Origin of the sequence: Mesobacillus subterraneus, assembly GCF_003937825.1 — a bacterium.
GTDB lineage: Bacteria > Bacillota > Bacilli > Bacillales > Cytobacillaceae > Mesobacillus > Mesobacillus subterraneus.
In genome coordinates, this window is sequence record NZ_RSFW01000006.1 from 160,174 (window position 1) to 175,511 (window position 15,338).

Here is a 15,338-nt window from a genome sequence, read left to right on the forward strand (position 1 = left end):
TTACCATCATGTTCCCGCTATTGTCGGGTTTATTGTGGGGTAAATAAAACCTATGCAAGGAAAATTCATGAAGGTGGTGGATTGATGAATACTGTACTACAAATAAATAAGAATTCACGCAAAGGAATGATTTTGCCGCTTGCTGCCATAGGCATTGCCGGCACCCTGTATGCGGTCACCTGGAACCGCCGGCGGAAAACGGCAGAATCTTCTCAAACTCGAATGCTAGAACAGATTGAGCACCAGCAAGGAAGCCTTTTTCTCGCCTGGAAGCCGAATGGAACCAGTTACCGGGCATTCAGGGACAAAGAGCTAGTTTACGAGGGACCTGAACCAAAACTGGTAGACCAAAACCTTGTTTCCGGTACCCTTTATACCTACTGCATTGAAACACTGGATGAAGATGGAGACGTAACGAAAAGGATGCGTGTCCAGACAACTGCTTCCCATGATTCCAAGGAAAAAGAAAACATTTTGCAGGATATGCTGCTGACCACTATTATCAGCACCGGTCAGGTAAGCTTTGATTGGGAACCAATCGAGGGTGTCTCGGAATATACGGTTTTCAGGAATGGAATCAAGCTTGATACGATTAAGCGCTGTACTTTTACCGACAGCGGTCTGAATGACGAAGAGGAGTACATCTACCGTATCAAAGCAAAAAGGCCCCTGCAGCGATCAGAACAAATAAAATCAGAAATCAAGTCACTCGTAGCCAATGCAGTTGGGATCATCAAGAAAGATTCGTCCACAGAAATGGCCGCTGCCGAAGAATTCTCGATCATAAAAAAGATCGGTCCGATTAAAAACCTGTTAAAATCACCGATGGAGAGCCAATCTGCAAACGGGAACTGGCATCTCCGCTATACCACTTTTTTAAAAGAAACGTGCCTTACAAACCCCAATGCTGCTTCAGCGGATCATTATTTTAAAGGAGATGGCCGCATGTTCGATCCGGAATCAAGCAATTTCCGGACTAGAGCAGATGTGTTCATCGATACCGAAAACCTATCAGCGCTTTTAAGCAAAGACACCGGGGTCACGGACGCATTCAGCAAGGATAACGAACAGATAGAAACTGGTCAAGCATCCGATGAGGGAATTCAGCTTGAAAAAGTACTTACCGACGATGAAATGGTGAAATTCCAGTTGAAGCATGCCGTCAGCAATCCGCTAGTCGTCTCCCCTGCGATAGACTACCTGGTCTGCGGTACCTTTTACAAAAACGGGGATTTCGATCTCGTCGGAGCCCATGACCAGGCACCTGAGCATGAGGTTTACCTCAAGGAGCCCGGAGCCGGCAATTGGGAAGTCATCCACCAGGCAGAAAGCAAGGGTCTTGAAATGATGGCAGCACCTATGGCCGATCATTATTGGCGCTACTCGACATTTACACAATAAAAAAACGGAAAAGCTGATTTGTCGGCTTTTCCGTTTTCTTTGATTTACAAAAATCGTTTCCGGACATTTGGCGGAGGAAGCATACAGCTTTCCTTTTGGCCGAACCATTTGTATCGATTTTTAGCTAGAATATCGTAGGCAATATTCCGGATCGGTGCAGGAACAATCATCAGGGCATACAGCAGCTTCCATGCTCCCTTCAGATGGCGGCTGATTCTCAAAGCGGCGGACGATTTATAATAGACTTTATCATTTTCAATTAAAATCATGCTGTCCACGTCGTCGGATACATTGTACTTTCGCAGCAGCTCCTGCCCAGCCTCACTTTGAAGCGAGGCAAAATGGAACGTCTCTTTTGGATCGCGCTCCAGTATGAACTGGACACTGGCATCACAAAAATTACAAACTCCGTCAAACAAGATCACAGGGTGCATAGCCATCCCTCCTCCTCTGGACTCTGTCTTTATTTTATCATTTATCCTTAATCACAAATATAAAACATGCCAATCTCTCCCGCCCATTTGTCCCGGGACATCTCCCCTCATTCCCAAGCTTTGAATATAGTGTAGAAGTTACTGGAGGTGATGCTGGTGAGAGGATTGTATACGCATGGCTCCTCATCGCAAGATCAGTTGGAGGATTGGGAACAAGAAGCGCTGGCAAAATTCTTTGCCAAAATGAGCGACAAAGAGAAGCCGTTTCCCTGCATCCCGGCAACGATCGGATTTTCAAAGAATCAGCTAAGATACGGGTTTATAGACGATCCGTCAGCTCCCTCTACCATTCTCGAACTTGCCGGACTATTGAAAAATTACACTGAGAGTTCTATTAATTTCGGCCAATATACTTCCCTGATTGTTTTTTATAAAACTCCACAAGAATTGAAAGAAACCTATACAGTGGAAGATTATGAGCAGTTATTCTGGAATCATTTAAGCGGGTTATCTGAGATCGATGAAATCGAATGGCCGGAGGATATTCCGACCGACCCACATGATCCGATATGGGAGTTTTGTTTTCATGGAGAAAAGTATTTTATGTATTGCGCCACACCTGACCATAAAAACCGCCAGAGCAGGCATTTTGATGTGATGATGCTAGCCATTACGCCTAGATGGGTCCTGCAGGAGTTCAATAAATCCCCGGGCTTTGCGGCAAACATCAGGAAAATGGTTCGTAAAAGACTTTCGAGCTATGATACAATTCCCATCCACCCTGACCTGAATACGTACGGCAAAGACGACAATTTTGAGTGGCGACAATATTTCCTGCGCGATGATGAGTCTTCTTTATCGAAGTGTCCCTACCATAAGGCACTGAAATTTCTTGGCATCCAAAAATAACAGCGCAGGGTTTGGGTCCCTGCGCTTTGTTATTGTGACAATAACTGACCCAGGATCTCGTCGGTTGTCACAACCGTTGCAAACTCCTTATGCAGCATCGCCAATTCCAATGCCTGAATGGAATCTGGATGATGGTATACCCCATTTTGGTCCGTAATGCCAAATGCCGCGATCGCATCAGATACCAGAAAAGTATTAAAGCCAAGGTTTCCGCTCATCCTTGTAGTCGTAGAAACACAATGCTGAGTGGATAGCCCTGTAATGACAACAGATTTCACTTGTTTCTGTTTTAAGTAAGACTCAAGCTCAGTACCTATGAAACCGCTATTCACATTTTTCGTAAAAACGACCTCACTGACCAGCGGCTTGATGATTTCCTTAAATTCGGTACCAAGTTGGTTCCGGTGATGCAATGGTGAAGCTGGATCAACGGATAAATGTTTTGTGTAAATAATAGGTCCATTCCTATTTCTCCATTCATTCAAAAGGCGGGCGATGTTTTCCTCCGCTTGTAAGTTGTTCCTTTCGCCCCAATGCGGATCATCAAAACCTTTCTGTACATCCAATATCAGCAGGGCTGGCAGCTCACGTAAACCGGGCATGTTTCTACCTCCTCACACTTCACATTCCTAGTCTTTCTCATTTTTTCAACATAAACCACAGGAAATCACTACAAAACACATCATGTATCATGGTAAACTCTATGGAGATGTTTACATAAGGAAAAAAGGTGATGAGGAGGATTATTTTTGAAACGACATTCGCTCTTATTCCTATTATTCGTTTCGCTCGCACTCACTGGATGCAGTGACGACCCCGAGGAAGCCACTGCCGAAACACCCACAAAAGAAGAAGTGAAGGAAGAAAAGGCAACCGAAAGCATGCTGAACCATTTAAAGGATATAAGTTTAGAAGTGACAGAGGAAAGCTTAATGAAATCGGAGCCTGGGTCGATGATGGAGGACCTTGACTACGAGGAGGACATTGAGGATTTGGGCTTCAATACACCTGAACTGGATTCAGGGCTGAAAAGCCAACTTCCGGAAAAGCTTGAAGAATTAACAACAGAAACTGATGATTTGGAGACCATCAAAAAAGGACTTGTTTCGCTTCTGGCCAGCCCGCACTATCAGCAAATCATACAAGGTGCGAAAAGCTATGAGCCTCATTTTGAAGAGCCCTTCCTTCCAGACCCAACGAGGATGGAAAACGAAGAAGAAACAAAGGCTTCCGACAAGGCCATCATCCTGCTTGATGCCAGCTCCAGCATGCTGCAGCAAACAGACGGCCGTGTGAAAATGGAAATTGCCAAGGATGCTGTAAAAAGCTTTGCAAAAACCATCGGGCAAACCAGCGAAGTCTCCCTCGTCGTGTATGGACACCAGGGCTCCGATTCAAATGCTGAAAAGGGTGCGTCTTGTTCCGGAATTGAAGAGGTTTACCCAATGGCCAAATACGATAAGGAATCGTTCCACACAGCCGTCGATTCTTTTGAAAGCAAAGGCTGGACACCACTCGCCGGTGCGATAAAAAAAGCAGCAGAGATGAGCAGCAGAGATGACGGCACCACGACCATCTACATCGTCAGTGACGGCGCCGAAACATGTGATGGTGACCCTGTCCAGGCAAGCAAGGACCTGATCGCACTCAATTCCGGCCATGCCGTCAATATCATTGGCTTTGATGTTGACAGCGAAGCTGAGAATCAGTTAAAAGCTGTTGCCGAAGCTGGGAACGGTGAATACTTTAAAGCGGATAATCCCGAAGAACTAAAGAATACGATTCAGTATGAGTGGCTCCCTTCTGCCCTTGACCTGGCCTTCGCCTTCACAATGGCCCCGGACGGATGGGACATGGTTGCCGAGTACAAGAACGCTGACCGATACCCGCTGGAACTTTGGACAGTTGGCAGAAAAGAAGCACACCGGATCATCGAAGCCGCCGCGATTATGTCAGAAAACGAATGGATTACGGCCGAGCAATACTCCGAGTTAAGAGACTGGAGCTTTCAACGAAGCGAAGCGATGAAAGAACTTCACTACACCATGTCGAAAACCAATCGTGAGAAAGCAGACGCCAAAAGCCAGGAAATCAGGCAAAGAGTCGACGACTGGGTAGCAAAGATGAAAGAACTGAGAAAAGAACGCGGAGATTTGTGGTAAAATCCTCCGTAAAGGAAGCAGAGATCCTGTGAAAACGGTCTCTGCTTCTTTATGTAATCAATCTGCTTTAATCTCATATTCGTTTACCCTATCATTATTATCAAACCAAATAACGAGCCATTCACTATCAATACTGATGAAGCCCCGCTCATCACCTAAGTAGTAAACAAAATTGTTCTCTTCTTTAAAGTACCCCTCTTCCTCTGTCTCCCCTAATAAACTGATGATCTTCTCCCTGGACATCCCCTTTAACTGAACCTCAGCAAGAAGATTGTCTACCATTTCCACCCTTTCTGCTGGTTGAGATAACCATTGTTCTTGATCAAATTTTTCGGATGAAAACAGCAAATAAAGGCCCAATAACAAACCACCAAACATCAAAATCAATGCTAGCAGAGTCCATGACACCACTTTAAATGATTTTTTCATAAGAGAATCTCCGTTTTATAAAATTTTATTTGTATATAATTCAACATTACTTCCTTAAGTTCCTTTTAAAAAAAACAGCGGCTATTGCAGATCAGCCGCTGTTCTTCAAATCGATTATTCAATTGGAATGGGAGTCTCGCTTAGTACATTCCCCTCCGAATCCTGAGTAATTAATACATAATTACCTTCTTGCAGAGCTACTCCGTTGAACCTTGCAACCGAAACATCTCCGACTGTGTTGGAAGTAAAAGCTGAGGTGTAGACATGTTTTGTTCCATCCTCACCCAGGATATGAAAATAAATATCCTCACTATTTGATTTTGACAGGTCATAGTAAACCGCAGTCGACATTGGGGTGGTTACCACTTTTTGAATCGTGATCGATTCTCCGTTTACTAAAGTGATGGTTCTATCCATACTGAAGGTTTTCTTCTCCTTCAATAGCTTCTCCTGAGATACAGCCACATTGAAGACCCAAGGCTGCTCAATCTCTTTTTCGAAATCCCAATTCTCATAACTAATTTCAATATTCAAGTCACTTGTATCAATAGATTTTTTTAAGTTTATATCGTTATAAACAGTAAACATTTGATTATTGATTTCTATTGATTCTCCGCCTGCCGTATCTGTATAATCCTCGCCATTGATCGTAACTTTTGGAAAAATAACAGTCTTGTAATCGAAATCGACATGATCTGCTGGTTCGAATGTCGCGCTTAAGAACAATTGGCGGTCATCTACCATCACTTCATTTAATGTTAACTTTCCATATTGATTTTCTGCTGTTTCGCCAATCGCCGTTTTATAAGATGAATAATCAAGTTTTTCATTAGGCTTTATATATTTTTCAATGACTTCGCCAACAAATGGCATACTGGCAACCGTTTCTTTATCAAGGGTAAGAGATAAACTCAGAATACAGACAGCAGCAACAGCAAGCCCAGCACTAACCCACTTTTTTTTGGACTTTTTCGTTTGGATTTGAGAAGTTACTTTTTTCATAATTCGCATTTGCTCGTTTTTTGAAAGAGGAATTTCTTCAATTTCACTCACATCTATTTTTAAGTCATTGAGTTCCTTGTAAACTGACATTCTCGTTACACCTCATTGTTTAATAGAATATTTTTCAGTTTTCTTCTGCCTCTAGAGAGCTTGTTATGTACCCAGGATTCTTTAGCATGAAATTGATTCGCAATTTCTTTTGTCGGTACACCCTCCAGGTAATACTTCTCGAAAATGGCCCTTTCTTCAGTAGATAGCCTACTCAATATACTGTCAGCATCAAATCCGCCAGGCTGTTGGCCGGAGCCTATCCCTTCGTTCATTTTTAGGCTGCTAACACTTTTCTTCTCTCTCTCCGTTTTTCGTACATAATCGATTGCACGATACTTCGCGATAGCGGCAATCCACTGCTTGAATTCATTTCTTTCCTGGTCAAAAGAATGAATATGAAACCAGATAGACACCAGCACATCAGCCAGGCACTCCTCAATATCTTGCTGGTTTGCATGCAAATATTTTCGAATGACTGCATTTAGCAAACCACCATATCGATCAAGAACAAAGGCCATGCTTTCTTCATTTTTCAACATGATCTGTTCGACCACATTCTCATCGGAAACTAGCAACTCCTTGGCCTCCTTTCTTGTTTTTTTGTTATTCGTTTATTAATACGTTCATTTGTCTCCATTCCTATCACGAACTATAAATTTATATAAACTTTAGCATATTCTTCCTGATAAAATAACAAAAAGCAGTGGAATCCACTGCTTTAACTTCATTAATGTAATAATTTTACTTATTCAATGAGGTTTCCATGCTTGGTGCGGCTAACCTTGACTTCCGTTTCTAATTCTACCCCATCATATTGACCTTTGCTGATCACAAACCTTTCGTTATTCACTGTCATCCAATATTCTTTTTCCTCTATAAAATTCCCATATGTATTCTTGATCTTTTTTACTACCCCTTTATCCATCACTACGCCCTTGCTCGTTTGCACATAGAACTCCGAGAGCAAATAATCCTCATAGGCAAAAGATAACAAACCAATACAGCCTATCCACAGGATCCCTTTTAGAATCTTTTTCATTTTTTATCACCCATGGGTAGTTTATGGGAAAAAGAAAAAGTTACTCATCTATAGAAAAAGAACGCAGAATTTGCGTTCTTTTACAGCAGCTGATTGGCAATATCAATGGTTTCTTCCTTTTGCTGCTCTGCTGAAATATTTGGGTTGCTATACCCTACGCTATAAATGATTCCGTCTTTTTCAAAAACCAATGATCCTCTTATATAATCTGCGGCCGTCCCATCTGCTAACTTTACTTCCTCACCTGGTCCTTCCCCAAATTCGACTTTGAAATTATGGGCAGTGATAATTAAAATGATACTGTCATCTCTCTTCTTGGAAACGCTCTCGAGATTAACAACTAACTCCTTACCATCATGCTTAAAATCCTCGATTGTCATTTTGAGTGGTTCGGCATCAAAAGGCAGGTCTTCCGGAACCTTCAATTCAAATGGTAATGCTTCCAGCCCTGCTTTTAGTGTTGGTGCATGATACTGTATAGGGATGCTCTTCAATTGTTCTTCGGTGGCATTCCCTCTTACTTCTTCCTTTTCTAGTTCACTCGTGTCGAGCGTTCCATTTTGTTTCTGAGTGCAGCCAATTAGTATGAGTACCAGGATCATGGGTATAAACCAAAATTTCTTCATACGCTTCTCCCCCTTTGATCAATAATACGGGGGAGTTGGACTAAAGTTTCAAAAATTACCCAGATATTCAAAAACCAAACAAATTACCTAAACGGTCACTAAGTCACAAGATGGCATGACTTCGGACAAAATTTCATGGATCTGTCGTGAAAATGTCCGAAGGCGGCTTCACTTCGGACAAAATCGCAAGCAAACTCCCTCAAAATGTCCGAAGTTGCCATGACTTCGGACAAAACCACAAGCAATTGCCATCAAAATGTCCGAAGTTGCCATGTCTTCGGACAAAACCATAAGCAATAGCCATCAAAATGTCCGAAGTTGCCATGTCTTCGGACAAAACCACAAGCAATAGCCATCAAAATGTCCGAAGTTGCCATGACTTCGGACAAAACCATAAGCAATAGCCATCAAAATGTCCGAAGTTGCCATGTCTTCGGACAAAACCACAAGCAATTGCCATCAAAATGGCCGAAGTTGCCATGTCTTCGGACAAAACCACAAGCAATTGCCATCAAAATGTCCGAAGTTGCCCTAACTTCGGACAAAGTCACGCGGAGAAGCCCTGAAATTGTCCGAAGATGGCAAGACTTCTGTCTTCGCGTCGGTATATGCATGTAACTCCTCTTTCAAAGCCTTTGCCAGCTCAAGCATGCCAAATTTTCCTGAGCTAGCCTCAGCATCCGAATTATAATTCGTATTTGTATTAATATCGTAAGTAAAGATTTCCCCTTGCTGGTTTTGGATGAATTCTATTCCTGCAATATAAATGTTATTTGCCTCTAGCACTCTTTTGTATTTTTCAATGATAGGATCTGAGAATCCTTCAATGACCTGGAATTTTGGTTTCTGCTCTACCTCTTCACCGACGGGGCAGAATAAGTCACCGATCTGGCATGCGTCAGCAGGGCATAATTCAAAACCTTCTGAGGTGTCGACCCTTACTGCATATAAAAATTCGCCGCCGACAAACTCGCATCTAGTAATATAGCTTTCAGGGGACTGAATGTACTCCTGGATTAGCGTGATTCCATCGACCGGTTCTTCGAAGCTTGGACCATTTACATACGACTTCAGCGCTTCTACGGAATGAAACAGCTGGACTCCCAGCCCTTTCCCGGCACGATTGTGTTTTGTGATAAAAGGGTTCCCTTCAAATTCTTCTGCAGCCTTTACAATGTTATGTTTCCCGACAGCTGCGATTGTTTTAGGTGTCTTCACTCCATGCTTATTCAGTTCCAAGTACTGCTTAACCTTGCTGACCTCCAGTTCCAGCGCCCTGGATCCATTGAATACCTTCCGGCCGTGAGCCTCCAGCCAGCCTAAAACCTGAGCCGTATATTCTGCAGCAAAACGGTGGCCCCTCGTATGCGACGAAGCACTCATCCTGCTGTAAAAAATTCCTTCAGGCGGCTCATGGGTCAGATCCAGCACCCCTTCATCCAGATGCCACTCCTCATAAGGCACCTCCAGCTCCTCTAGCCGCTTTGTCAAATGAACTGTCCATTCACTATTTTCATGAATGATATAAACCTTGCTCATCTTCATTTCACTCCCAACTATTTGTCTGCATTTATGTTCTGTCACCCTCCAAAAGCCTGTGATTCTATTAAACTAAAACTTGCTTCCTCTTCTCCTCTACAAGCGGCATAACCTGTTTTGCGAAACGCTCCATTTCTTCAAGCTGTGGTGAGAATTGCAACAGCAGAAGTCCTAATCCTGCATCTTCATACTGTAAAATCCTTTCTGCGATTTGTTCAGGCGTGCCGATCAGATTTGGTCTCAATCCCCGGTTTGATACCGAATAATCCTGTAGCTGGATCTGTTGTTCCAGCTGGGATTTACTTGTAAAATCCTTGAAGCCAGCATAAGCGCTTGATTCTTTTACTGTCGTGATTCGCTCTAGTTCGGCTAACGCCTCTTCCTCACTATCCCGGCAAATAACATAAGCAGCCATTCCGAATTCCGCCAGTTCAGGTTTGGAAGTGTTCGCTCTGCGATTTTTCATATCCGCTATTTTCTGTTCTATTTCTTCAACAGTCCCACCATGCATGACGTATGCGTCGCATTTTTCAACGATTGTTTGTTTTCCCTTCTCACTTTCACCGCCGGCATACAAAATCGGATTGGGACGTTGTACTGGTTTCGGGAACAGCTTTGTATCCTTCAGCTGATAAAACTCTCCTTCATAAGAAAAACTGTCCTTACTCCAAAGTCCCTTCAGTACATCAATGAATTCAACAGTACGATCATATCGCTGATCATGCTCGGTAAAAATTCCTCCGTATTGGCGAGCTTCTTCCTCCCACCATGCAGACACGACATTGAGGGTAAAACGGCCATTGCTCAATTGGTCAATATTTGCAGCCATCTTTGCTGTAATCGCGGGATTGTGAAAACCAGGTCTTACTGCAGACATGATTTCGATTTTTTCTGTAACGGATGCCAATGCTGCAGCAGTTGTCCAGGCTTCAAGAGAATCCTGCTCCGGACCTTTAATATCATTCAAATAGAGTTCAGCTATGAGAGTGGTTGAATAACCCCATTCTTCTGCGGATTGAATCACCTTTTTCGCGTAATCGAATGTAGGCGGCATTTTTTCATCATCCACATTCCTCAACCATCCGCCAAAAATCGGCAGCCAAAATCCATATTTCATCGTCATCTCTCCCTGTACAAATAATTTCTACTTTCCCAACCTGTTAAGTTGGTTTTAAAAAGAAAACAAAGAGACTTATCAAATAAGCCTCCTTAAAAACAAAAGCTCCCTTCATTAAGAAGAGAGCCAGAATCATACTCTCTTCTCATCTTTCAGACAGAAATTGTCCGCAGGAATTGGCACAGTATTCGTTTCGAACCTGTTGCCGAGGTTTCATAGGGCCTATCCCTCCACCTCTCTTGATAAGAAGATCTCACATATTGAATTTTAGTTCACTAAAGTGATAATATTCTAAATTAAGTAAAAAGTCAATTCGTTTTTCGAAATAATTTTTATATCCCAACCGGCAGCTGAGACAAGAATTGATTAATCCGCTGTGCTGCCTCTTTTAACCGTTCCGGTGGCTGTACCATCGCAATCCGCACATAGCCCTCACCCTGCTTGCCAAACGCATCTCCCGGAACAACGGCCACTCCTTCCTCCTCGATTAGCTTGAAGGCAAAATCACGGGATTTCCAGCCTGATGGGATTTTCGCCCAGACAAACATCGTTGCCGGTGAATCTGCCACTTGCCAGCCGCTGTTTCTTAGTCCTGTGATCAGCGCATCCCGCCGTGCTTGATACTGTTGAAGCTGTTCCTGCAGGAATGAGTAATCAGAAGTCAGGGCCGCAATGGCTGCTTTCTGGATCGGATAAAAAATTCCATAGTCGATATGTGATTTAAAGGCTGCCAAAAGATTAATAACTTGAGCATTACCAGCCACATAGCCAATCCGGCACCCAGCCATATTAAACGTTTTAGAAAGCGAATTAAACTCTACACCTACTTCCTTGGCACCGGGCACGGATAAGAAACTGATTTGCGGATTTCCGTCATATATCAATTCAGAATAGGCAAAATCATGGACAACCAAAATGTTATGTAACTTTGCAAACTGCACCACTTCTTCAAAAAAGCTCCGATCTGCCAGGGCGGTTACCGGATTACCTGGATAGCTCAAAATCATCATTTTTGTCTTTTGTAAAATGTCTGCAGGGACTTCATGCAGCTGAGGAAGAAAGTTGTTTTCCTCAAGCAAAGGCATTGGAAAGATTTTTCCGCCTGCAATGGTGACACTGGCTTCATAGATCGGATAACCGGGATCTGGTACAAGCACATAATCTCCCGGGTCAATCATCGCTGTAGCCAGGTGTGCAAGCCCATCCTGCGAACCCATCAACTGGAGGACCTCTGTTTGATCATTAAGCTCCACCGAATAACGCTGCTGATAAAAATATTGGACGGCCGTATTAAATTCGCTGATCCCTTTAAGCGTATACCCATACTTTCCTGGACCCTTTGTGTATTCAACGAGAGTATCAATGACAAATGAAGGCGGAGGGAAATCAGGACTCCCGATGCTCAGATCGATGACATCTTTCCCGTTCATCAATGCAGCCTGCTTCCGGTCCACCACTTCCTGAAAAATACTGGATGTTAGCTTTTTCATCTTTTCTGATCCATAGAGATTCATGTACATTCCCCTTTGCAGTTTATTTTCTTCATGTTATCTAATTCGAAATTTTTAAAATATAAATTCGATTATAACAGTGTCGTGTTTTCAGTTCTAGAAAAAAATAAAAAAATGGGCTGCAGGCAGCCCATAAAATACGAGTTTTATCAAAACAAAAGATGAGCGATTGGCGCAACAATAATTAGCGTCAGGATGGTTCTCTGGATCCAGATGACCACCAATTTCCGTAAACTGATTGGAATTTCTGTCGACATGATGCTTGGAATTAACGCAGAGAAAAAGATGATGGCCGAAACAGAAACTACTCCGATCACAAACTTTGTAATCATTGGGGCATCTGCAACAAGCAGTGCAGGCAGGAACATTTCAGCGATCTCAATTGCGGATGCCTTTGCAGCCAGCATTGGTTCTGGAATTTGAAGGATCAAGGTAAAAGGATAGAAAATGTAGCCAATTAGATCAAACACCGGTGTGAATTCTGCCAGCACAAGCCCCAACAAACCTACAGACAAAATCGATGGTAATATTCCCATCGTCATGACGAATCCATCTCTTAAGTTATCCACAATATTTTTACCTAAGGAAGGTGCTTTTTGCGATGCGTTCATAGCTTCTGCCCATGCTGTTTTCAGACGATTTTCTGTTACTGGCTCCTCAGGTACACCTTTGCCCTCATAGTATTCATCGCTCACAGTGCGCAAAGGACGCAACCTGACTGTGATAGCGGTTACAAGGAATGTAACGAAAAGTGTCGTCCAGAAATACGTGTTCCACACCTCCATTAATCCTAACGTTTTGGCGACGACAATCATGAAAGTAGCAGACACGGTAGAAAAGCCTGTGGCGATAATGGTGGCTTCTTTGATCGTATACTTGCCTTCCTTGAATACCCGGTTGGTAATCAAAAGCCCGATTGAGTAACTGCCTACAAAGGATGCTACTGCATCAATTGCCGCACGTCCTGGTGTCTTCCAGACTGGCCGCATGATTGGCTGCAGCAATACACCTAAAAACTCTAGCAGCCCGTAGCCAACAAGCAACGCTAAAAATACGGAACCAATCGGCACCAGGACCCCAACTGGTATGACCAGCTTTTCATATAGGAAAGGTCCCATGCCAGGTTCAAAGAGCCATGCTGGCCCTATCTTCGTCAGCAACATCAACGCCACGACTACTCCAAGTACTTTTAACCACGAAAAAACCATCGTCGTCGAATTCTTGTTCCACGTCTTTTTGTAAAATGGATAAATGGCACCTAATAAGATAACGATGAATGCATAATACGGGACGGCTGCAGATAAGGTGGTATTAATCCAGGTAACCAGGTGGTCGAGCGGGATGGATGACTTTTCACCAACCGTGATTGGAACAAAAAACATGAAGATCCCAATCGCACTAAAGATGAAAAACTTCAACATACTTACGGGTGAAGAGGTTAGTTCCGGCTGTTTGCCGGTGTTCACTTCAGGTGTGTTCTGCACATGATTTCCTCCTTTGTTAGACTATTCAGATTATCCGTAAGAGAGGAGCGTCTTTCGCTCTTCTAGTTACCGAAAGAAGTTGTACCTTTATTAAACATTATTCAAAGTACCATGAAATTAGAGTCTTTTTAATTATTTTTAATCCTTTCATTTACTTTCGACTTGAACTTATGGAATTCCTCTACGTTTACCAAAACCTTGTAGTCAGCTCTGCGAATCACACCAGTTGCCGATGATTTAATACCACTTGGACACGTTTTAATACCATTTGGGCAACCGGGCAGTAATTCTCTTTTTTCTCCATACGAAAAAAAAGCTGCCAGGGGCAGCTCTCCATTAAGTTCGTGTGATAATCTTGTCAATGATCCCATACTCCAAGGCTTCCTGGGCGCTCATAAAGTAATCACGGTCCGTGTCTTTTTCAATTCTCTCCACTGGCTGGCCGGTCCGCTCGGAAATGATTTGGTTTATATGGCCGCGCAGCTTAAGGATTCTTTTGGCCGAAATTTCAATTTCGGTTGCCTGCCCTCTTGCACCTCCAAGTGGCTGATGAATCATGATTTCACTGTTAGGCAAGGCAAAACGCTTACCTTTTGTACCTGCAAGCAGCAGCATCGCGCCAAATGAAGCGGCCATTCCAATGCAAATCGTGCTGATGTCCGGCTTGATGTATTGCATCGTATCGAAGATTGCAAAACCAGCTGTTGTCGATCCTCCAGGACTGTTGATATAGATGGAAATATCCTTGTCAGGATTATCTGCCTCAAGAAATAATAGTTGAGCAATAACGCTATTCGCCACCTGGTCATTGATTTCGTCGCCAAGCAGAATGATCCGGTCCTTTAACAGTCGGGAATAGATATCATAGGAACGCTCTCCCCGATTGGATTGTTCGATGACATAAGGAATCGTACTCATTATGTGCCTCCCTTTCCTGCCTAAGCAGCCATTTTGAATGTAGAGAGAGGTGAACAGGAGCGCATTGACATTTCCGGTGAGCATGGAGCTAGCGACGGGATTGCGTGGATATTTTCCAGTAAGACAGTCGGATCCTCAGACTGGAGCGATTCGCAAAGCAACTCTGACAGTCGCTCTTCTGCTTCTTCATCCAGTTCCTGATTGGCTTCACGCAGGCTCTCTTCCCGCTCAAGACGTTTCCGGGCACGATGCAGCGCTGCTTTAACAGCCATATCCGTTGACCCCATCAGCTCAGCGATCTCACGAGATTGAAAGCGAAACGCTTCCTTCAGGATAAAAATCACCGCCTGCTTCGGCGTCAATTTGGCCATCACCATCTCGACCGTATCCCTTACGTTTCTCTGAGTGGATGATGAAAGATTTTCTGGTATCCCCGTAATCTCACGGCTTTGTTTTCGAATCGTATCCACCCAGTGATGGTAAGCGATTTTTTTCAGTAAAGCCGAACTGATCTGGGACGGTTCATAATGGCGCATCGCCTTCACCGTGACTTCCTGGACGAGGTCGTCGCCATCCCAGCTGCTTTGGGTAAGAAAACGGCAATATTGCTGCAGGCTATGATAATGCCCCATGACTCCTGAATCCTCTGCTCTGATAATACTCCTGAGTTTATCGATCGACATCCTGTTCACTCCTTTGAACCTCTCTATACCTTA

General features: G+C 43.5%; 17 protein-coding genes and 1 riboswitch. Of the genes, 3 read left to right on the plus strand and 14 right to left on the minus strand.

The window, feature by feature from the left end:
- Window positions 1-84 precede the first annotated feature (84 nt).
- A complete protein-coding gene (locus tag EJA10_RS03895) occupies window positions 85-1,401 on the plus strand; it encodes a DUF3238 domain-containing protein (protein ID WP_125478689.1) in 1,317 nt (438 codons plus the stop codon).
- 44 nt (window positions 1,402-1,445) lie between these two features.
- Here the strand turns inward: EJA10_RS03895 and EJA10_RS03900 are convergent, their stop codons facing one another.
- On the minus strand, window positions 1,446-1,835 hold the full coding sequence (locus tag EJA10_RS03900; protein ID WP_125478690.1) for a thiol-disulfide oxidoreductase DCC family protein: 390 nt from the start codon (window positions 1,833-1,835) through the stop codon (window positions 1,446-1,448).
- Window positions 1,836-1,991: 156 nt separating this feature from the next.
- Between EJA10_RS03900 and EJA10_RS03905 the strand changes: the two genes are divergently transcribed.
- Complete coding sequence (locus EJA10_RS03905; RefSeq protein ID WP_425462061.1) at window positions 1,992-2,744, plus strand: YqcI/YcgG family protein; 753 nt, start codon at window positions 1,992-1,994, stop codon at window positions 2,742-2,744.
- Between the two features lie 29 nt (window positions 2,745-2,773).
- Here the strand turns inward: EJA10_RS03905 and EJA10_RS03910 are convergent, their stop codons facing one another.
- A complete protein-coding gene (locus EJA10_RS03910) occupies window positions 2,774-3,346 on the minus strand; it encodes an isochorismatase family protein (protein ID WP_125478691.1) in 573 nt (190 codons plus the stop codon).
- Between the two features lie 147 nt (window positions 3,347-3,493).
- Here EJA10_RS03910 and EJA10_RS03915 point away from each other — a divergent pair, with 147 nt between their 5' ends.
- Window positions 3,494-4,906, plus strand: coding sequence for a vWA domain-containing protein (locus tag EJA10_RS03915; RefSeq protein ID WP_125478692.1), 1,413 nt, complete (start codon window positions 3,494-3,496; stop codon window positions 4,904-4,906).
- Window positions 4,907-4,963: 57 nt separating this feature from the next.
- On the opposite strand, the gene EJA10_RS03920 is transcribed toward EJA10_RS03915, so the two are convergent.
- The 12 genes from EJA10_RS03920 to EJA10_RS03975 form a co-directional block, all read right to left on the minus strand.
- Window positions 4,964-5,335, minus strand: coding sequence for a hypothetical protein (locus EJA10_RS03920; RefSeq protein WP_125478693.1), 372 nt, complete (start codon window positions 5,333-5,335; stop codon window positions 4,964-4,966).
- A gap of 114 nt (window positions 5,336-5,449) precedes the next feature.
- Entirely contained in the window at window positions 5,450-6,427 is a 978-nt protein-coding gene (locus EJA10_RS03925; RefSeq protein ID WP_125478694.1) for a DUF4179 domain-containing protein, read from the minus strand.
- A gap of 5 nt (window positions 6,428-6,432) precedes the next feature.
- Window positions 6,433-6,963 (minus strand): sigma factor-like helix-turn-helix DNA-binding protein, encoded by a 531-nt coding sequence (locus EJA10_RS03930; RefSeq protein WP_125478695.1) that lies wholly within the window; start codon window positions 6,961-6,963, stop codon window positions 6,433-6,435.
- A gap of 170 nt (window positions 6,964-7,133) precedes the next feature.
- Entirely contained in the window at window positions 7,134-7,427 is a 294-nt protein-coding gene (locus EJA10_RS03935) for a hypothetical protein (protein ID WP_125478696.1), read from the minus strand.
- An 80-nt stretch (window positions 7,428-7,507) separates the two neighbouring features.
- The gene (locus EJA10_RS03940; RefSeq protein ID WP_125478697.1) at window positions 7,508-8,053 is read right to left on the minus strand and encodes a hypothetical protein; all 546 of its coding nucleotides are present in this window, start codon (window positions 8,051-8,053) and stop codon (window positions 7,508-7,510) included.
- Between the two features lie 531 nt (window positions 8,054-8,584).
- The gene (locus EJA10_RS03945) at window positions 8,585-9,592 is read right to left on the minus strand and encodes an ATP-grasp domain-containing protein (protein ID WP_125478698.1); all 1,008 of its coding nucleotides are present in this window, start codon (window positions 9,590-9,592) and stop codon (window positions 8,585-8,587) included.
- A gap of 67 nt (window positions 9,593-9,659) precedes the next feature.
- Window positions 9,660-10,709, minus strand: coding sequence for an LLM class flavin-dependent oxidoreductase (locus tag EJA10_RS03950; RefSeq protein WP_125478699.1), 1,050 nt, complete (start codon window positions 10,707-10,709; stop codon window positions 9,660-9,662).
- A gap of 142 nt (window positions 10,710-10,851) precedes the next feature.
- Window positions 10,852-10,958: riboswitch (SAM riboswitch) on the minus strand.
- Between the two features lie 83 nt (window positions 10,959-11,041).
- Window positions 11,042-12,223 (minus strand): LL-diaminopimelate aminotransferase, encoded by a 1,182-nt coding sequence (locus EJA10_RS03955; RefSeq protein WP_125478700.1) that lies wholly within the window; start codon window positions 12,221-12,223, stop codon window positions 11,042-11,044.
- A gap of 146 nt (window positions 12,224-12,369) precedes the next feature.
- Window positions 12,370-13,641: a YjiH family protein gene (locus tag EJA10_RS03960; protein WP_125478843.1), complete on the minus strand. Its 1,272-nt coding sequence runs from the start codon at window positions 13,639-13,641 to the stop codon at window positions 12,370-12,372.
- A 191-nt stretch (window positions 13,642-13,832) separates the two neighbouring features.
- The gene (locus tag EJA10_RS03965) at window positions 13,833-14,066 is read right to left on the minus strand and encodes a hypothetical protein (protein WP_170169056.1); all 234 of its coding nucleotides are present in this window, start codon (window positions 14,064-14,066) and stop codon (window positions 13,833-13,835) included.
- Window positions 14,041-14,622: an ATP-dependent Clp endopeptidase proteolytic subunit ClpP gene (gene clpP / locus EJA10_RS03970; RefSeq protein WP_125478702.1), complete on the minus strand. Its 582-nt coding sequence runs from the start codon at window positions 14,620-14,622 to the stop codon at window positions 14,041-14,043. The genes EJA10_RS03965 and clpP overlap by 26 nt, the downstream gene beginning before the upstream one ends.
- Before the next feature lie 20 nt (window positions 14,623-14,642).
- On the minus strand, window positions 14,643-15,305 hold the full coding sequence (locus tag EJA10_RS03975; RefSeq protein ID WP_125478703.1) for a sigma-70 family RNA polymerase sigma factor: 663 nt from the start codon (window positions 15,303-15,305) through the stop codon (window positions 14,643-14,645).
- Window positions 15,306-15,338: the final 33 nt, after the last annotated feature.